Source organism: Streptomyces durmitorensis, assembly GCF_023498005.1.
Classification (GTDB): Bacteria; Actinomycetota; Actinomycetes; order Streptomycetales; family Streptomycetaceae; genus Streptomyces; species Streptomyces durmitorensis.
This window is the reverse complement of record NZ_CP097289.1, coordinates 2,496,353-2,514,854: the sequence shown is the minus strand read 5'-3', so window position 1 is coordinate 2,514,854 and position 18,502 is coordinate 2,496,353. Positions and strand designations below refer to the sequence as shown.

General features: G+C 71.7%; 16 protein-coding genes and 1 pseudogene. 4 read left to right on the top strand and 13 right to left on the bottom strand.

Annotated elements, in window-relative coordinates; all coding sequences use genetic code 11:
- Window positions 1-968: 968 nt before the first annotated feature.
- The 3 genes from M4V62_RS11405 to M4V62_RS11395 form a co-directional block, all read right to left on the bottom strand.
- Window positions 969-2,246, bottom strand: a complete 1,278-nt coding sequence (locus M4V62_RS11405; RefSeq protein WP_249587140.1) for a ribonuclease D — start codon at window positions 2,244-2,246, stop codon at window positions 969-971.
- Window positions 2,247-2,324: 78 nt separating this feature from the next.
- Complete coding sequence (locus M4V62_RS11400; RefSeq protein ID WP_160507754.1) at window positions 2,325-2,987, bottom strand: response regulator transcription factor; 663 nt, start codon at window positions 2,985-2,987, stop codon at window positions 2,325-2,327.
- A gap of 305 nt (window positions 2,988-3,292) precedes the next feature.
- Window positions 3,293-3,982: a DUF3000 domain-containing protein gene (locus M4V62_RS11395; protein WP_249587139.1), complete on the bottom strand. Its 690-nt coding sequence runs from the start codon at window positions 3,980-3,982 to the stop codon at window positions 3,293-3,295.
- Between the two features lie 121 nt (window positions 3,983-4,103).
- On the opposite strand from M4V62_RS11395, the gene hemE reads away from it, so the two are divergent.
- Window positions 4,104-5,168: a uroporphyrinogen decarboxylase gene (hemE, locus tag M4V62_RS11390; RefSeq protein WP_249587138.1), complete on the top strand. Its 1,065-nt coding sequence runs from the start codon at window positions 4,104-4,106 to the stop codon at window positions 5,166-5,168.
- 174 nt (window positions 5,169-5,342) lie between these two features.
- Here the strand turns inward: hemE and M4V62_RS11385 are convergent, their stop codons facing one another.
- Together M4V62_RS11385 and M4V62_RS11380 are read right to left on the bottom strand one after the other, a co-directional pair.
- A complete protein-coding gene (locus M4V62_RS11385; RefSeq protein ID WP_249587137.1) occupies window positions 5,343-6,725 on the bottom strand; it encodes an FAD-dependent oxidoreductase in 1,383 nt (460 codons plus the stop codon).
- Between the two features lie 37 nt (window positions 6,726-6,762).
- Window positions 6,763-7,737: a DUF4349 domain-containing protein gene (locus M4V62_RS11380; RefSeq protein ID WP_249587136.1), complete on the bottom strand. Its 975-nt coding sequence runs from the start codon at window positions 7,735-7,737 to the stop codon at window positions 6,763-6,765.
- A 153-nt stretch (window positions 7,738-7,890) separates the two neighbouring features.
- Here M4V62_RS11380 and hemG point away from each other — a divergent pair, with 153 nt between their 5' ends.
- The 3 genes from hemG (at window position 7,891) to M4V62_RS11365 (ending at window position 10,584) form a co-directional block, all read left to right on the top strand.
- A complete protein-coding gene (gene hemG, locus M4V62_RS11375) occupies window positions 7,891-9,342 on the top strand; it encodes a protoporphyrinogen oxidase (RefSeq protein WP_249587135.1) in 1,452 nt (483 codons plus the stop codon).
- 4 nt (window positions 9,343-9,346) lie between these two features.
- Window positions 9,347-10,066: a hydrogen peroxide-dependent heme synthase gene (hemQ, locus tag M4V62_RS11370; protein WP_249587134.1), complete on the top strand. Its 720-nt coding sequence runs from the start codon at window positions 9,347-9,349 to the stop codon at window positions 10,064-10,066.
- Window positions 10,067-10,209: 143 nt separating this feature from the next.
- A complete protein-coding gene (locus M4V62_RS11365; RefSeq protein WP_249587133.1) occupies window positions 10,210-10,584 on the top strand; it encodes an RNHCP domain-containing protein in 375 nt (124 codons plus the stop codon).
- Between the two features lie 3 nt (window positions 10,585-10,587).
- Here the strand turns inward: M4V62_RS11365 and M4V62_RS11360 are convergent, their stop codons facing one another.
- The 8 genes and pseudogenes from M4V62_RS11360 to M4V62_RS11325 form a co-directional block, all read right to left on the bottom strand.
- Window positions 10,588-12,207, bottom strand: a complete 1,620-nt coding sequence (locus M4V62_RS11360) for an alpha/beta hydrolase (protein WP_249587132.1) — start codon at window positions 12,205-12,207, stop codon at window positions 10,588-10,590.
- A 105-nt stretch (window positions 12,208-12,312) separates the two neighbouring features.
- Window positions 12,313-13,074, bottom strand: a complete 762-nt coding sequence (locus M4V62_RS11355) for a TIGR04222 domain-containing membrane protein (protein ID WP_249587131.1) — start codon at window positions 13,072-13,074, stop codon at window positions 12,313-12,315.
- Window positions 13,075-13,258: 184 nt separating this feature from the next.
- Window positions 13,259-13,993, bottom strand: a pseudogene (locus M4V62_RS11350) (DUF4142 domain-containing protein); the annotation flags it as partial.
- Between the two features lie 133 nt (window positions 13,994-14,126).
- Window positions 14,127-15,146, bottom strand: a complete 1,020-nt coding sequence (locus M4V62_RS11345) for a TIGR04222 domain-containing membrane protein (RefSeq protein ID WP_249587130.1) — start codon at window positions 15,144-15,146, stop codon at window positions 14,127-14,129.
- Window positions 15,147-15,176: 30 nt separating this feature from the next.
- Window positions 15,177-16,478 (bottom strand): MbnB/TglH/ChrH family RiPP precursor modification enzyme, encoded by a 1,302-nt coding sequence (locus M4V62_RS11340; protein ID WP_249587129.1) that lies wholly within the window; start codon window positions 16,476-16,478, stop codon window positions 15,177-15,179.
- A gap of 109 nt (window positions 16,479-16,587) precedes the next feature.
- Complete coding sequence (locus M4V62_RS11335; protein WP_249587128.1) at window positions 16,588-17,355, bottom strand: DUF4142 domain-containing protein; 768 nt, start codon at window positions 17,353-17,355, stop codon at window positions 16,588-16,590.
- Window positions 17,356-17,454: 99 nt separating this feature from the next.
- Entirely contained in the window at window positions 17,455-18,045 is a 591-nt protein-coding gene (locus tag M4V62_RS11330) for a TIGR03086 family metal-binding protein (protein WP_249587127.1), read from the bottom strand.
- 7 nt (window positions 18,046-18,052) lie between these two features.
- On the bottom strand, window positions 18,053-18,490 hold the full coding sequence (locus M4V62_RS11325; RefSeq protein WP_249587126.1) for a hypothetical protein: 438 nt from the start codon (window positions 18,488-18,490) through the stop codon (window positions 18,053-18,055).
- Window positions 18,491-18,502 lie beyond the last annotated feature (12 nt).

Sequence of the window (18,502 nt, the reverse complement as noted above, 5' to 3'; positions counted from 1 at the left end):
GCGGGGCGCAGAGCCGATTGCAGGAAAGTGCCACGCCAGCCCGTGTGTTGGAGGCACATGGGTGGGAATTTTCTGCAATCCGCTCGCTCGGGGCGTGCCCTGCCCCCCTTCGGGGTCGGCTCCCCGCGAAACCATGCGTGATGCCCTCACCGCTCGCCACCGATACCTCGGTGCAGAGGTTCATCAAGGCGATCCGGATGGTGTGGCGCACCTACTTTCGCAAAGTTGTGTTCTGGCAGAAGGGGGGCGCGCGCGTTGCGTAACGCGCCTTCTCGAAATTAGGTGCCGGACCCCCACCCCCTCGGAGCCGACCGACCCACGTCAGCCGCGACCTGCACACCCCCACCGCCACCGGTCGGCACGCGCGCGACGAAACCCGCACCCACCAGCAGGCCCTCGCCCGCCCCGCCCCCTGACGGCCACTCCGGAAGATCCGGTCGGCAGTCGCTTGACGAGACCGGCACCCACCCCCGGAGCGGCTACGGACCAGGCGCCCGCCCGTCCCCCTGGCGGCCACGCCGGAAGAACCAGGCCGCAGCCGCTTGACGAGACCGGGCCCCTCCCCGAAGCGGACGCGGACCAGGCGCCCGCCCCTTTCTCCCCGTGACGGTCACGCCGGAAGATCCGGTCGGCAGCCGCTTGACGAGACCGGCACCCTTCCCTGAAGCGACGGCGGACCGGGCGCCCGCCCTTCTCCCCCTAGGGGCCACCCGCAATGAGTCGGGCCGCACCCGGCAGCGAGACCCCCTGATTTGACGGGAGTGGTCGAGAGTCCCACCCCGTGGCCGCCCGGTCATATCGCTTCGCGCGGTGGAGGGACGGGTGTCAAGGGTGGAGCGCAGCGGAATCGGCGCAGCCGACGCGACGCAGGAGCGCCCTTTACACCCGGCCCGGAACCGCCAACCTCGGGACAACCGGGCGGCCCCGGCAACAAGTCAAAGCCACCGGCCCAGCAATGCCCCCCGCCCCTACGGCGCCGGGCGGCTCAGCGCGGTCACCAAGGCCGGGGTGACCTGGGTGATCTGCCAGCGGCGCGCACCGTGAGCGGCCAGCGCGGTGGAGACGGACTCGGCGGAAACCTCCGTCGGCGGCTCCCAGCACACCCTTCGTACCGTGTCCGGAGTGATCAGGTTCTCCTGAGGCATGTTCAGTTCCTCGGCCAGCGCCGAGACAGCCGCCCGCGCCGCGGAGAGGCGCGCCGCGGCGGCCGGGTCGCGGTCCGCCCAGGAGCGGGGCGGCGGGGGCCCCGACACGGCCGCCCCCGGCTGCGGAAGCTCGGAGTCGGGCAGGGCCTTGGCCCGGTCCACCGCGGCCTGCCACTGCTCCAGCTGACGGCGGCCCATGCGATGCCCGAAGCCGGTGAGCCCGGCGAGCGCGTGCACGTTGGGGGGCAGCCCCAGCGCCGCCTCCACGATCGCGCCGTCACTGAGGACCTTGCCCGGCGACACGTCACGCCGCTGGGCCACCTTGTCGCGGGCGGTCCACAGCTCACGTACGACCGCCATCTGACGACGGCGCCGCACCTTGTGCATGCCGGACGTACGCCGCCAGGGGTCCACGCGAGGCGGAGGCGGCGGAGCGGAGGAGATCGCGTCGAACTCCTCGCGGGCCCACTCCAGCTTGCCCTGCCGGTCGAGCTCCTTCTCCAGGGCGTCCCGCAGGTCCACGAGCAGCTCGACGTCGAGCGCCGCGTAGCGAAGCCAGGGGTCGGGCAGTGGGCGCGTCGACCAGTCGACCGCCGAGTGGCCCTTCTCCAGGACGAAGCCGAGCACGCCCTCGACCATCGCGCCGAGGCCGACCCGGGGGAAACCGGCGAGGCGCCCGGCGAGTTCGGTGTCGAAGATGCTGGTGGGGATCATGCCTATTTCGCGGAGGCAGGGCAGGTCCTGCGTGGCGGCGTGCAGCACCCACTCCGCACCGGCGATCGCCTCGCCGAGCCCCGACAGGTCGGGGCAGGCCACGGGGTCGATCAAGGTGCTGCCCGCGCCTTCACGGCGCAACTGCACGAGATAGGCACGCTGGCCGTACCGATAGCCGGACGCACGTTCGGCGTCCACGGCCACGGGGCCACTGCCAGCCGCGAAAGCGGCGATCACCTCTGCGAGGGCGGTCTCGTCGGCGACCACCGGAGGAATGCCATCACGCGGCTCGTCCAAAGGGATCGGCGCCGTTTCGACGTCGTCCGGAGGGCCGCCTCCGGTGGTTCGCAGTGAGCTGTCTGCTGCGGTCTCTTGGGCGTCGGTCACCTGTCAAGGGTATCTGTGTATGCACAGCGCCCGTCGACGGAACGTTCCGTCGACGGGCGCACGAGGGGTGTAAATGAGTCAGTGGATGATTCCGGTGCGCAGGGCCACCGCTACCATCCCGGCTCGGTCACCCGTGCCGAGCTTGCGTGCGATCCGGGCGAGGTGGCTCTTCACGGTCAGTGCCGAGAGCCCCATCGAGACGCCGATGGCCTTGTTCGACTGGCCTTCCGCGACCAGGCGGAGAACCTCCACCTCACGGCCGGACAGCTCGCGGTAGCCACCGGGGTGGCTCGGGGCGCCGGGCGGGCGGCGGTGCATTCGGGCGGCGGCCGAGCCGATGGGCGCGGCGCCGGGACGGGTGGGGAGACCGACATTGTTGCGGGTGCCGGTGACGACGTAGCCCTTGACGCCGCCCGCGAGGGCGTTGCGTACGGCACCGATGTCATCGGCGGCGGAGAGGGCGAGGCCGTTCGGCCAGCCCGCCGCGCGGGTTTCTGAGAGGAGCGTCAGGCCGGAGCCGTCGGGGAGGTGGACGTCTGCGACGCAGATGTCACGGGGGTTGCCGATGCGGGGACGAGCCTCCGCGATCGACGAGGCCTCGATCACGTCGCGTACACCGAGGGCCCACAGGTGGCGGGTGACGGTGGAGCGTACGCGAGGGTCGGCCACGACGACCATGGCGGTCGGCTTGTTCGGGCGGTAGGCGACCAGGCTTGCGGGCTGCTCGAGGAGAACGGACACCTAGGCCTCCTGGGGTGCGGGACTGAACCGGCTCGGGGATGAAGCCGGGACGAACCGTGCTTTCAAGGTCACCAACCTCTTCGGCACCAAACCCGCCCGCCTTTAGAGAATGATCACGATTTGGTGAGTAACAATTCGGACCATTCGGACATGTGATCGATCATCCGAAGATCGACCCGAATCGGAGTCGTTCAGAATCGCTCATCCGCATGACCGTTCGGTCCCGTCAGCGCTCCGTCAGCGCCCCGTCCGGTCTCGTCCGGTCCCATCCGCTCCCGTCCGGTCCCGTCCGGTCCCGCCGTCGGTCACGGCGTCTGCGGCCCCCGTCGCTGTGGCAGCGACACCACGGACCCGGACCCGGACCCGGCCCCTGGCCCGTCGCCGTGCCCCTGGTTCACCGGCGGCAACCCCGCCACCTGGCAGAGCAGATCGCACCACGCCGCGAGATGCGCCGCCGTGTCCGGCACCCCGCCGCGCCCCTCGCGCGGCGTCCACGACGCCCGGATCTCGATCTGCGACGCGGGCGGCCGCTCGGAGAGCCCGCCGAAGTAGTGCGAACCCGCGCGCGTGACGGTGCCGCTCGGCTCCCCGCAGGCCAGGCCGCGCGCCTGAAGGGCGCCCGTCAGCCAGGACCAGCAGACCTCCGGAAGCAGCGGGTCCGCAGCCATCTCCGGCTCCAGTTCCGCGCGGACGAGCGTGACGAGGCGGAAGGTGCCCTGCCACGCGTCGTGCCCGTCCGGATCGTGCAGCAGGACCAGGCGCCCGTCCGCGAGGTCCTCGTCGCCCTCGACCACCGCCGCTTCCAGCGCGTACGCATAAGGGGCAAGACGCTGCGGAGCCCGCGTCGGGTCGATCTCGATCTCGGGCCGAAGCCGTGCCCCGCGCAGCGCGTCGACCGCCGCGCGAAAGGGCAACGGAGTCGATTCCGCCACCTTCCCCTCCGTACTTTCCATCTCGCCAGCGCCGTCCGACCGTTGTCCTTGAGCCGCAGCCATGCGGGGAAGATTAAGGGGAACGGCGGCTTCGCGCAGGGAGAGACACCCGTGAGAGGGGCCCCGGTCAAGGCAGGGTGTCCCTCAGGACAGGGGGCGCACCGGCCCGTGCGAGACTTTCCGCGTGAGTGCCAACAACAGCCCTGCGGGCCAGAACCCAGCGACGTACGACTCCGCTTTCATGAAGGCCTGCAGGCGCGAGCCCGTGCCGCACACGCCGGTCTGGTTCATGCGGCAGGCGGGGCGCTCACTGCCCGAGTACCGCAAGGTGCGCGAGGGCACGGCCATGCTGGAGTCCTGCATGATGCCTGAGCTGGTCACGGAGATCACGCTGCAGCCCGTGCGCCGCCACAAGGTCGACGCCGCGATCTACTTCAGCGACATCGTCGTGCCCCTCAAGGCCATCGGCATCGACCTCGACATCAAGCCGGGTATCGGCCCGGTCGTCGCCAACCCCATCCGCTCGCGCGCCGACCTCGCCCAGCTGCGGGACCTGACGCCGGACGACGTGAGCTACGTGACGCAGGCGATCGGCATGCTGACGGCCGAGCTGGGGTCGACCCCGCTCATCGGATTCGCCGGTGCGCCTTTCACTCTCGCGAGTTACCTGGTCGAGGGCGGTCCGAGCCGTAATCACGAGCACACCAAGGCGCTCATGTACGGCGACCCGCAGCTGTGGGCGGATCTGCTCGACCGGCTCGCGGAGATCACCGGCGCCTTCCTGAAGGTGCAGATCGAGGCGGGCGCAAGCGCCGTGCAGCTCTTCGACTCGTGGGTGGGCGCGCTGGCCCCCGCCGACTACCGGCGCTCCGTGATGCCCGCGTCGCAGAAGGTCTTCGACGCCGTGGCCTCGTACGGCGTGCCGCGCATCCACTTCGGAGTCGGCACGGGCGAACTGCTCGGTCTGATGGGCGAGGCGGGCGCCGACGTGATGGGCGTCGACTGGCGCGTCCCGATGGACGAGGCAGTCCGCCGTGTCGGTCCCGGCAAGGCGCTCCAGGGCAATCTCGACCCGGCGGTCCTCTTCTCCACGCGGGAGGCGATCGAGGCCAAGACGGACGAGGTCCTGGACGCCGCGGCCGGGCTCGAAGGGCACATCTTCAACCTCGGCCACGGTGTCCTGCCCTCCACGGACCCCGAGGCGCTGACGCGTCTCGTGGAGCACGTCCACACGCGGACCGCGCGCTGACGGAAGCGGTTCGCAACCGGTTCGCAACCGGTTCGTAGTTGGCTGAAAATCTCGCCTGAATGTGACGGGTGAGGCGGGGGAGAGGAGCCGGTCTCGCGAGGGTCCCGCCCCGTAAGGGGCGCGGGGAGCTGCGCGACCGGCCCCCACCGGCCCGCAGATCCATCACCGCGATGCCTACCGAGTGCTCCGCACCGCCGCGACCGCCTTGCGCGCCGCCACCAGAACCGGGTCCCACACCGGTGAGAACGGCGGTGCGTAGCCGAGGTCGAGCGCGGTCATCTGGTCCACCGTCATCCGGGCCGTCAGGGCCACGGCCGCGATGTCGACGCGCTTGGCCGCTCCCTCGCGGCCGACGATCTGCACGCCGAGCAGCCGCCCCGTGAGGCGCTCGGCGAGCATCTTCACGGTCATCACGGCCGCGCCGGGGTAATAGCCGGCGCGGCTCGTCGACTCGATGGTCACCGTCGCGTACTGAAGGCCCGCCGCCCGTGCCTCCTTCTCGCGCAGGCCCGTACGGGCGATCTCCAGGTCGCAGACCTTGCTGACGGCCGTGCCGACGACACCGGGAAACGTCGCGTAACTCCCGCCCACGTTCGAGCCGATGACCTGGCCGTGCTTGTTGGCGTGGGTGCCGAGCGCGATGTGGCGCTCGCGGCCCGAGACCAGGTCGAGGACCTCGACGCAGTCACCGCCCGCCCAGATGTTCTCGTGCCCGCGCACCCGCATCGCGAGATCCGTGAGCAGCCCGCCGTGCTTGCCGAGCGGCAGCCCCGCCGCGCCGGCGAGCTCCGTCTCGGGGCGCACGCCGATGCCGAGCACCACCACGTCCGCCGGATACTCCGCGTCCTCGGTGGCCACTGCCCTGACCCGGCCGTCGTCACCGGTGAGGATCTTGGTGACCTCCGCGCCGTTGACCATCTCGATGCCCATGCCGGACATCGCGTCATGGACGAGGCGGCCCATGTCCGGGTCGAGCGTCGACATCGGCTCCGTGCCGCGGTTGACCACCGTGACCTCGTAGCGGCGCTGGATCAGCGCCTCGGCCATCTCGACGCCGATGTAGCCCGCGCCGATGACGACCGCCCTGCGGCCCGGCGTGCGGGCCAGCGTGTCCAGGAGCGCCTGGCCGTCGTCCAGGGTCTGTACGCCGTGCACGCCGGGGGCGTCGATGCCGGGCAGGGCGGGGCGGATGGGGCGGGCGCCCGTACCGATCACGAGCTTGTCGTACGACGTCCAGGCCTCGGACCCCGACTCCAGGTCCCGGGTGCGGACCCGGCCGCCCTCGACGTCGATCTCCTCGACCTCCGTACGCATCCGCAGGTCGATGTCGCGCTCCCGGTGCTCCTCGGGCGTACGCGCGATCAGCTCGTCCCGCGAAGGGACGTCGCCGCCGACCCAGTAGGGGATGCCGCAGGCCGAGTACGAGGTGAAGTGGCCGCGCTCGAACGCGACGATCTCCAGCTCGTCGGGGCCCTTGAGCCTGCGTGCCTGCGACGCGGCGGACATCCCCGCCGCGTCGCCCCCGATGATCACCAGTCGTTCTTTCGCGCTCCTCATACGGACACGCTACGACTCGGCGGCAGTTGACGGGCCGCTAGTCGTCGTCGCCCTCGCGCGCCGGTGCCTGCGGAACCGCCGGTGCCTGCGGAACCGTCGGAGCCGCAGGCACCGCGGGGGCCGTCGCCACCGAGGGCCTGCGCGGCAGCCGGGTCCGCACCAGACGCCGCCACAGCAGGAACAGCAGCACCGCCACCGCCGCGAACGGCAGGATCGCGCCGAGGGCGACCGCAAGCCACCGCAGCATCGTCACGAAGGCGTTCCAGCCGCCGGACAGAGCGTCCACGAACGTCGGGTCGTCGTCGTCCGCGGCCGCCTTCTTCACGGCCGTCTCGCTGAGCGAGAGCGTGATCGTCGACATGCTCGTACGGTCCTTGAGCGAGGACTGCTGCGCGAGCAGCGCCTCCAGTTCGGACTGACGGCTGCTCAACTCCCCTTCCAGGGTGACGACATCGCTCAGTTTCGTCGCCTTGTCCATCAGCTCCCGCACGCGCGCCACGCTCGCCCGCTGCGACTTGACGCGGCTCTCGACGTCGACGACCTGGTCGGTGACGTCCTGTGCCTTGGCCTTGCGCTCGATCAGTTTGCCCGTGCCCTCCAGGGACGTGAGGACCTCGTCGTACTGGTCCTGCGGGACGCGCAGCACGATGCGGGAGCGCTCGTGGCCCCGTCCGTCGCGGTCCGTGGTCTCGTCGCCGACGACGCCGCCCGCGTCGGTGGCCGCCGCGCGCGCCTCGTCCAGGGCCTTCGGCACGTCCTTGACGCGGACAGTCAGGGTGGCGGTGCGGATGATGTGCGTGCCGGTGAGCTCGGGTGGCTTCTTCTTGCCGCCGGACTGATCCGCCCGGCCGCCGCCCATCCCCTTGTCGTCCTTGCTGCCGGCCGCGGCCTTGTCGCTGTCACCGCCGCTGTCGCCGCCCGCGCTGCACCCGGTGAGCGCGAGGGCGACCGCGAGCAGGACGGCCGAGAGTGCCTGGACGGTGCGGTGCCTTGACGTACTGGACGCGAGCATCTCGACGTACCCCCCGAGGATCGTGGTGACTGGTGCTCCGTTGTCTGCTCCTTTGACGCCGGGGAGAGGCGAAACGGTGGTTGCCGACCGGTCCCGATGGGGTCACGGTCGGGACTCGCCCGGCTCGAAGTAGCCGCCTCGTAGAGTGGAGGCATGCGCGAAACGGACACACGTACGGGTCATGTCGTTGTCATCGGTGGCGGGATCGCCGGACTGGCCGCCGCACACCGATTGCTCGACACCGGGTCCCGCGTGACCGTCCTGGAAGCCTCCGACCGGCTCGGCGGCAAGCTGCTCCCCGGCGAGATCGAGGGCGTCCGCGTCGACCTCGGCGCCGAGTCGATGCTGGCCCGCCGCCCGGAGGCCGTCGCCCTCGCCCGCGAGGTGGGCCTCGCCGACCGGATGCAGGCGCCCGCCACCGCGACCGCCGCGATCTGGACCCGCGGGGCCCTGCGGCCGATGCCCAAGGGCCACGTCATGGGCGTACCCGGCGACGCGTCGGCCCTCTCCGGAGTGCTCTCCGACGAAGGGCTCCACCGCATCGAGCAGGACCGTGAACTGCCGCCCACCAAGGTCGGGGACGACGTCGCGGTCGGTGAGTACGTCGCCGCGCGCCTGGGCCGCGAGGTCGTCGACCGGCTCGTGGAGCCACTGCTGGGCGGGGTGTACGCGGGGGACGCCTACCGCATCTCCATGCGCTCGGCCGTCCCGCAGCTCTTCGAGGCCGCCCGTACGCACGCCTCGCTCACGGAGGGCGTGCGTGACATCCAGGCGCGTGCCGCGCAGAACCAGCAGACCGGCCCCGTCTTCATGGGCATCGAGGGCGGCGTCGGCCAACTGCCGCTCGCCGTCGCCGATTCGGTACGCGCGCGTGGCGGTGAGATCCGCACCGGGGTGCCCGTCACCGAGCTGCGGCGCACCCCGGAGGGCTGGCAGGTGAGCACCGCCGAGCAGACCATCGACGCCGATGCCGTGGTCGTCGCCGTGCCCGCGTACGCCGCTGCCGCGCTGCTCGGCGTCGAGGCGCCCGCCGCCGCGGCCGAGCTCGCCACCGTGGAGTACGCCTCCATGGCCCTGATGACCCTCGCCTACCGCCGCAGCGAGATCGACCTCCCCGAAGGCAGCGGTTTTCTCGTGCCGCCGATCGACGGGCACACCATCAAGGCGTCCACCTTCGCCTCGCGCAAGTGGGGCTGGATCGCCGAGGAGAACCCTGACCTGCTGGTTCTGCGCACTTCGGTGGGGCGGTACGGCGAAACAGCGATTCTGGAGCGCGACGACGCCGACCTCGTCGCCCTCTCCCGGCGCGACCTGCGCGCGGCCACCGGCCTCGACGCCGAGCCCGTCGCCACCCGCGTCACCCGCTGGCACGACGGCCTGCCGCAGTACCCCGTCGGCCACTACGCGCGCGTGGCCCGCGTCCGCGAGCACGTGAGCAAGCTGCCCGGCCTCGCCGTGTGCGGAGCCGCGTACGACGGCGTGGGCATCCCCGCGTGCATCGCGAGCGCCTATGCCGCCGTCGACCAGCTGGGCGGCGACCTGGCCAGTGTGCAGGAGCTCACCGCCAACCCGGTGCAGAGCCTGCACGGCGGCGGAGGAGAATAGGGCCATGAGTGACGACGCCCCCGCCAAGAGCCCGAACGCGGGCAAGAAGGCCAAGGACCTCAACGAGGTCATCCGCTACACGCTGTGGTCCGTCTTCAAGCTGAAGGACCTGCTCCCTGAGGACCGCGCCGGCTATGCCGACGAGGTCCAGGAGCTGTTCGACCAGCTCGCCGCCAAGGACATCACCGTCCGCGGCACGTACGACGTGTCGGGCCTGCGCGCCGACGCCGACGTCATGATCTGGTGGCACGCCGAGACCTCCGACGAGCTGCAGGAGGCCTACAACCTCTTCCGCCGCACCAAGCTCGGCCGCGCCCTGGAGCCGGTCTGGTCGAACATGGCGCTGCACCGCCCCGCCGAGTTCAACAAGTCGCACATCCCGGCCTTCCTGGCCGACGAGACGCCGCGCAACTACATCAGCGTCTACCCCTTCGTGCGCTCCTACGACTGGTACCTGCTGCCCGACGAGGACCGTCGCCGCATGCTCAAGGACCACGGCATGATGGCCCGCGGCTACCCCGACGTGCGCGCCAACACGGTCGCCTCGTTCTCGCTCGGCGACTACGAGTGGCTGCTCGCCTTCGAGGCCGACGAGCTCTACCGCATCGTCGACCTCATGCGGCACCTGCGCGCCTCCGAGGCCCGCATGCACGTCCGCGAAGAGGTGCCGTTCTACACCGGCCGCCGCAAGTCGGTGGCCGACCTCGTGGCGGGCCTCGCCTAGTTAATTCGGTTGCCGCGTCCGTCCGGTGCGGGTTTCATCGAGAGGTCGAAGCCAAGGACAGAGAGACGGTGAATGTATGCCCAGGGCCCTGCGGAACAGCTCGGAGTCATCCCCTTCCGCAACGCTCAGGAGTCATCCTCACCATGTCCCGCAACACCTCTCGGCGGGCCCGCACTGAAGCGCGCGCCCAGTCCTTCCGCTGCCTCCAGTGCGGTCTCGACGTCTCGATGACCGCCCCCGGCACCGACCACCGCAATCACTGTCCCAACTGCCTGTGGAGCCGTCACCTCGACGACACCCCGGGCGACCGGGACGCGGACTGCGGCGCCAGGATGGAACCCCTCGCCATCTCCGTACGAGGAGACGGCGAGTGGGTCCTCGTCCACCGCTGCACCCACTGCGGCGTCCTGCACGCCAACCGCACGGCGGGCGACGACAACGCCCTGCCGCTGACCAGGCTCGCGGTGCGACCGCTGGCCCAGCCGCCGTTCCCGCTGGAGCGGCTCAGCGCCCTGTAACGGCTAGTGCTCCTTGGGCAGAGCCGCCGCCCGCTCGCCGGACAGCGGCTCGGGCTCCTTGTGCGGTGCGCACGCCGCGCGCCGCACGGGGAGCCTGCCCTCCAGGAGGTACGCCTCCATGTGGCCGTTGACGCACTTGTTGGGGCCGCCGCCGATGCCGTGCGTGCCCGCGTCCCGCTCGGTCACCAGGACCGAGTCGCCCAGCCTCCGGTGCAGCTCCTTGGCGCCCGTGTACGGGGTCGCCGCGTCACGCTCGGCGGCCAGGATCAGCGTCGGGGGCAGCTCGCCCTTGTCGGTGCCGACGTCGACGGGACGCTGCCGGGGCGCGGGCCAGTAGGCGCACGGCAGGTTCATCCAGGCGTTGTCCCAGGTCTCGAAGGGAGCGCTGCGGGCCAGGCGCGAGTTGTCGCGGTTCCAGGTCGCGAAGTCCGTCGGCCAGGGCGCGTCGTTGCACTCCACCGCGGTGTAGACCGCGTTGCCGTTCTCCTGCTCCTTGGCCGCCTTCGGCTCGGGCGCGGCCTGCTCGATGAGCGGCTTCGGGTTGCCCTTCAGATACGCCGAGAGCGCCGAGGCACGCGTCGGCCAGTAGTCGTCGTAGTACCCGGCCTGGAGGTACGCCGACTGGAGCTGGCCGGGGCCGACCTTGCCGCCCGCGGGCTTGGCCGCCAGCTTGTCGCGCACCTTCTCGTAGCTGCGCAGGACCGCTTCGGGCGTCTTGCCCAGGCGGTACGTCTTGTCGTGCTTGGCCACCCACGTGCGGAAGTCGCCCCAGCGGTGCTCGAAGGCCGCGGACTGGTCGAGGTTGTTGCGGTACCAGATCTGCGCGGGGTCGGGGTTGACCGCCGAGTCGAACACCATGCGGCGCACGTGGGAGGGGAAGAGCGAGGCGTACACGGCGCCGAAGTAGGTGCCGTACGAGGCGCCCATGAAGGTCAGCTTCTTCTCGCCGAGCGCCGCCCGCAGCACATCCAGGTCACGGGCGTTGTTCAAGGTCGAGTAGTGCTGCACGGCCTTCCCGGAGCGCTCGACGCAGCCCTCCGCGTACGCCTTCGCCTGCTTGATGCGCTTCAGCTTGTACGCGGCGTCGGGGTGGGTCGGCGACTGCGTGGGCGCCTTGGCGAACTTCTTCGGGTCCTGGCAGGAGATCGGGGCCGAGCGGCCGACACCGCGCGGGGCATAGCCCACGAGGTCGTACGCCGCCGCGATGCGCTTCCACTCGGGGAGCATGCCGACCATCGGGAAGTACATGCCGGACCCGCCGGGACCTCCCGGGTTGAACACGAGGGCGCCTTGGCGCTTGACGGCCTTGCCCCGCCGCGGTTCGGCCCTCTTCGTGGCCTTGGTGCGGCTGACGGTCAGCTTGATCTGCTTGCCGTCCGGGCGGGCGTAGTCGAGCGGCACCGTGACGGTGCCGCACCTGATCGAGGGGGGAAGGTTCTCCGCGGCGGGGCAGGCACCGAAGCGGACACCGGCCGCCGTGGCGCGCTGGGCGGCGACGAGGGTGCCGTGCGCCTCCGGGTAGGGGGAGGTGTCGGCCGCGGACGCGCTTCCCGTGGGGGCGGCGACGAGTGCGGTCAGGACCAGGGATCCGGCGGTTCCGTAGAGGGCGGCTGCTGCTCTCATCGCTGTTCATCCTTCATTCGGCCGTGCATTGCTCGAATAAAGGGATGATTCGTTCGGTAAATGGCGAAGTAAAGCACCGCCCTGCCGGTGTCGGGCGTGTCGGGCTCAATGACCCCGATGCGCCGCGTCCCGGTGTGCGAACGCCGCACGCAGCTCCGGGTCGGCGAGCGCGCGCGTGCCGCGTACGGCCACGGCGGTGAGGTCGGAGCCGCCGCGCGCCGGGAGCGCGCTCAGGAGGAGCTGGCCCGCGGGCGACGCCCAGCGGGGGTAGGGGTGGATCTCGAAGCGGGCGACGGCGAGGCAGCTCGCGTTCAGGACCAGGGGCAGTGCGAACCAGAGCGCCACGGGCACCTCTCCCGGCGGCTCCTGGACGGGCATCAGCAGGGCGACGGCCCCCAGCGCGACCACCGCCACGGTGGCCGCCCGCACCTGCCGGACCGCTCCCGCGACCCCCGACCAGACGCCGTCCGGCTGGGCCAGGCCCGCGGCGACCAGGCGGTCCGCGAGGGCGCGCATCGCGTCGGTGCCCGCCGCGGCCCGGCGCACCGGCGCTATCGGCGACTGTCCGGCAGGGCCTATCGCGCCGAGCACGGAGCGCTCCATGTCGTCGCCGCCCACCGGGTCGACGACGGTCGCCCAGCCGGTGTGCGCGAGCAGCAGCCGCCGGGTGCGGGCCATCGACACCAGGGTGAGGTCGGTGACGCGCCCGGGGCCGCCGGAGAGGAACGCGGCTTCGTAGAGCGTCAGTTCACGGCGGTGCCCCGGGGCCGCGCCGTGCGGGGCGGTGCGGTACGCCGTGAGGCACAGCCGCGCGCAGGAAAGGCCCGTCGCGACCCAGGCCACGAGAAGGAGCGGAAGCCAGAACATGCCGGTGTTGTATGCGAGGGGGCGGGGGCCGCGCCATGGGTTATTCAGCATGCGGACGGGGGATCGCGGGTACGTAACGTTCCGCTTTGCTGCGGGGCTCGCCCTTCTCCTTGCCCTCCTCCTTGTCCTTCTCCTTTTCCTTCCTCTTGTCCTCCTTGTCTGCCTCGGACTCCGCCGACTCCGTGGGCTTGGGGCGGGACGCAGGCGGGGGCAGCGGGAACGTGGGGGAGGGGGAGACCGGGGTCGCCGGATCCGGGGACGCGGCCGGGCCCGGCGGTGCGGGGGAGCGGGTCACCGGGGCGGGGGCCCCCGACGCCGCGTCGCGCGCCAGGTCGTCGAAGTCGACGAGGCCCGTGCCCTCCAGGACCGTGATGTGGTCGAGGACCGTCGTGTTGGCGTCGTCGGCGAGCGTGCGCACCAGCGAGTTGCGGGTGGTCGCGCGGACCTCCGCGACCACCGAGAAGACCTTGCCGTGGGCGGCGCGCAGGATGTTGGCGAACTTCTCGTCGTACGCGTCGCCGTGCGCGTCGCTCATCTCGTCGAGCCAGCCCCGCTGCTGCGAGGTCGGCTGATTGGGCAGCTCAAGATTGAGCTGCGTCGCCACCTCGCGCACCCGCGCGTCCAGGAACGTATGGCCCTCGACGAGATGCTCGCCCGCGGTCTGGACGGCCTTGGTGGTGCCGCGCACCTCGGCCTGCTGTCCGGCGGGGAGCTCCCAGAGGCCCGCGAGCCGCACCTTGGTGATGAAGTCGCGGTCGAGCGCGGAGAGCGGGCCGAACTCCGTCGACACGGTCTCCGCGTCGAGTCTGTCCAGGGCGGTGCCCGACCTGTCCTCGTACGACCAGAGCGGGAAGAGCAGCGCGGCCAGCGTCGCGACGAGCCCCGCGACGATCAGGCCGGTGCCGTTGATGGATCGCATGACGCCTCCTGTTGCACCGCCGCACGTTAGTGCGCGGCGGGGAGGCGCTCGCGGATTACCGCCCGGAGTACGTCAACTTCCGTACGGGTGAGGGGTATTGCGTGCGGGTGGGCCCGTGCCCATGGCAGAGCGGTCAGGAACCGCCGCCTCCGCCTCCGCCGCCACCCCCGCAGCCGCCCCCGCCTCCGCCGCTGGAACTTCCGCAGGATGACCCGCCTCCGCCGCCGGAACTTCCGCAGGATGACCCGCCTCCGCCGCCGGAATTTCCGCAGCCGCCGCCCCCGCAGGCCGAGCCGCCACCCCCGCCGCACCACGAGGGGCTGCTCGACGAGCACACGTACCCCGAGCCGCTCGAATGCGACAGCAGATGGGGGGCCGCCGGACGCCTGGGCCGGATCCCGTACGCGGCGGTCAGCTGTGCCCGCAGCTCGGGGTCGAGCACGCCGTTCAGGCCGCCGATGGCCACTCGGTTCATCGCGTCGTACGCATGGGCGTTGGCGGCGCGGTACTGGTCGAGCGCGGTCCGTCCCGCGGTGCTGACCCGGCTGTCGGCGGACTTGGCGCAGAGCGAGCCCGTGAGGCCCCCGATGAAGACCCCGACGAACAGCAGGACCATCGGGCCGGTCACGGAGCCGCCCGACGGCCCGTCGCCGGCGCCCGCGAAGCCGAGGACGCAGACGACGAAGAACCCCGCGAAGGTCACGACGTTGTGCAGCCTCGACTTGACCCGCCAGCGGGCCAGGGCCTCGGGTCGTACCATCAGGCCGCGCCAGGCCAGCGCGTCGCCCAGTGCCTGCACGGCGGGGCTGCGCATCACGCCGATCCGCAGCCAGTGCAGGGCGCCGCTCGGCGCGGCGGCGTGCACCTGGAGCAGGGCGCCCTCCACCGGGTTGCGGGCCTCGGACCGCTGGATGCCGACGATGCCGGGTCCGGCGACGGCCAGTCGGCCGTCCTCGTGCATGGCCGTGATCACGGCATCGGTGACCCTGCCGGGCCCGCCCGCGAGGAACGCGGCCTCCAGGGGGTCGAACACGGCTTGGTGCTGGGCATCGGGCTGCCGGACATCGGCGTGCAGCGCCGTGGACAGGCCGACGGCGAGCACCGTCGACGAGGCCATGACCAGCACGAAGTAACAGATCGTCAGAACTTCCACGGTATTTCCCTATCCCCCGTATACAGCTGTCTATCCCCGTCGCAGCGCGAAGCGCGCCGCCCGCAGCCACCGCGTGACCGGCCGCGCGTCCAGCGGCGCGGGCCCGGACCGCTCCAGCCACCACTGGGTCAGCTCGCCGCGCGTCTTCGCGTCCTCGGGCTGCCCGGCGAGCAGCAGCCGCTCGGCGAAGTCCAGCGCGTCACGGCGGTATCCGCCGGACATCGGCCGTGCCTGGGCGTAGGCGGAGAACTCGGCGCGATAGGCCTTGCCGAGAATCTCCGGCAGCTCGGGCGCCACCTTCGCCACGACATCCGCCCGCTTGCCGGTCAGCGCCCGGCTCTGCACGGCAAGCCGGGCCCGGTCGAACCCTTCGGGCGCGGGCGTCCCCGCGACGAGCGCGGAGAGAAGCGCGGTCTGGGCGAGGGCGAGACGCTGGCGGGTGGGGGCCGGGACGTCGGCGGGACGCGCGGCCGGTGCCGTGCCGGTCGCGCACTCACCTGAGGCCGGTGCCCGGGTCCGCACGGTCGCCCGTATCGCGTCCAGCTCCCGTTCGAGCTCCTGCGGCGCGGGGAAGTTCTCGTCCCGCTCCAGGAGGACGCCCGGCGGGGTCACCCGTGACGCCAGGTCCGCCAGGATCGCGAGGACCGGCTCGGGGACCGGGTGGGCGTGGCTGTCGTGCCAGACGCCGTCCCGCTCGAAGCCGCCCGCGACATGGACGTACGCGATGGCCTCGACGGGCAGCTCGTCCAGGGCCTTGGCAGGGTCCTCGCCGCGGTTGACGTGGTTCGTGTGGAGGTTGGCGACATCGATGAGGAGACGTACGCCCGTGCGTTCGACGAGCTCGTACAGGAACTGCCCCTCCGTCATCTCCTCGCCGGGCCAGGAGATCAGCGCCGCGATGTTCTCCACCGCGAGCGGCACCGGCAGGGCGTCCTGCGCGATGCGTACGTTCTCGCAGAGCACGTCGAGGGCGTCGCGGGTGCGCGGCACCGGGAGCAGGTGGCCCGCCTCCAGCGGCTGCGAAGCGGTCAGCGTGCCCCCGGCGCGTACGAACGCGATGTGCTCCGTGACGAGCGGGGAGCCGAGGACCTGAGCGCGCTCGGCGAGCGCCGCCAGGCGGGTCTCGTCGGGGCGGTCGGCGCCGCCGAGACCGAGCGAGACGCCGTGCGGCACCACCGTGACGCCGCGCTCGCGCAGCCGCAGGAGGGAGTCGGGGAGGTGTCCCGGGCACAGGTTCTCCGCGACGGCCTCGACCCAGTCGATGCCGGGCATCTTCTCCACGGCGTCCGCGATCTCCGGACGCCACCCGATTCCGGTCCCCAGATGTTTCATGTTCCCCCTCCTCCGCCAAGACCCCGCGTCGTGCCCGTGTCTTGTGAACGTGTGCAGGGGTCATGGCCCCCGCACACGCCGCCGAACCCCTGAGGAGGGACGTTCAGAGCTACATTTGAGGTTCCGGCCGGTCCGTGTTGACCTCTCCGGGCGGGGCCGGCGAAGGCCGTGACGTCGTGGACACATCGCCCGTCGGCCCGGCGGGAGGCGGCTCCGGGGGAGCGACGCCGGAGGGTGGCGGAGGACCGGTGGGGCTGGTCGTGGCGGTGGCGGCGCCACCGTTCGCGATGTCGTCGAAGTCGACGAGTCCGGTGGCCTCCAGCATCGTGATGTGGTCGAGGACGGTCTGGTTGGAGTCGCTGGCGAGCTGCCGTATCAGCGTGTTGCGGGTGCTGTCCCGCACCTGCGCGATCACCGCGAACACCTTGCCGTGTGCGACCCGCAGCAGATTCGCGAACTTCCGCTGGTACTCCATGCCTTCGGCCTCGGTCAACTCCTGGAGCCAGCCCTGCTGTTGGGCGGTGGGCTGGTTCGGCAGCTCCACGCCAAGCTGCGCCGCGACCGCACGGGCCCGCTTGTCGAGGTCCGTGTGGCCGACGATCAGGTGGTCACCCGCCTCCTTGATCGCCTCGGTCGGCGCGCGTTCGACGGCCTGCTGGCCCGCGGGCAGCTCCCACAGTCCCGCGAGCCGCACCTTCACCAGCAGATCGCGGTCGGCCGCCGAGAGCGGACCCCACTGTGTGGCCACGGATCCGGCGGCCAGGTTGGCGGGCCCCGTGCCCGAGCGGTCGGCGTAGGACCACATGGGGAACGCGAGTGCGCCCAGTGTGACCACGAGTGCCGCGATGATCAGAGCCGTGCCGTTGATGCGCCGCAATGTGCCGTGCCTCCCTGCCCGTGAACCTGCCGTGGAGGCAAGCTACTTCCTGGTACCGGGAGATACGGAAGAGGCGTGCGTGATGTTCAACGCTTCGCCTCACCGGTGCGAGGACGCGGGCTCCCGTCCCAGGAGAGCCAGCATCTCCTCCAGCGGGGACGCGTCCTCCGGCGTGGGCAGGACCGGTGCGAACGCGGCGCCGGGGCCCCGGCGTTCGGGGTCCTTCGGCACCCGGCGGGCGATGTCGAGTGCGGCCTCGACGACCGGCAGGGGGAGGTCGATGGTGACGTCCAGGGTCGTCGCCACGTCCCAGGAGTGCACCACGTAGTCCAGGAAATGGAAGCCGATGGCGATCCGCCCCGTGAACGTCCCGCCGATCTCGGGAAGGGTGAACCCCCGCTCCAGTACGCCCTCTTCGGCGAACGCGGCAAGGACGTGGCGCACCGACTCGTCGTAGATCTTGAACGGGTCGCGGCCGAGATCCTGCTCGATCCAGTACGTACGGTCGGCGCCCGAGCCGCGTGCCGCCGCCGCGAATCCGTGGTGCTGCGCGGTCATGTGCGCCACCAGGTCACGCAGCGTCCAGCCGGCGCAGGGCGAGGGCCGTTCCCAGGCGTCGTCGCGAGCGGCGCGCAGGACGCGGAGCGATTCCTGGACGGCGGTGCGGTCGAGTGCGATGAGGTCGGTCATGGGGTCCTCACGGTCCTTCCGAGGTGTGAACGGCCTTGTCCGGCCAGGGGGTCGGGTCGCAGATCAGGGCGTGCGCGGCGGCCCAGGAGGCATTGGGGTCGAGCTGGTCCGCCGTCCAGGTGGTGGCGCGTGCCGTGCCCCGGTGCCGGTACGCGCGGACGATCCGCAGGTGGTCGGGGCGCCCGACGAACCCGTACAGCGATCGCTCGTCGGCCCAGACCGAGACGGAACCCGAGCGTTTGTGCCACGGGTCGAGCCAGAGCCACATGCCGACCGCGCCGGGCGTCGTCGGCCAGCTCCGGCGCAGCCGCAGCCCCGACAGGGCGATCGGGAGGGTCCGGCCGTGACGGTCGGCGGTGAACTCCGTGACGCTCACCAGGACCGGGCCCGGCGTGGACGCCTCGGGGCCCGCTTGCCATGGCGCACGCAGAATCGATGGAAGCATGCGATGAGCGTA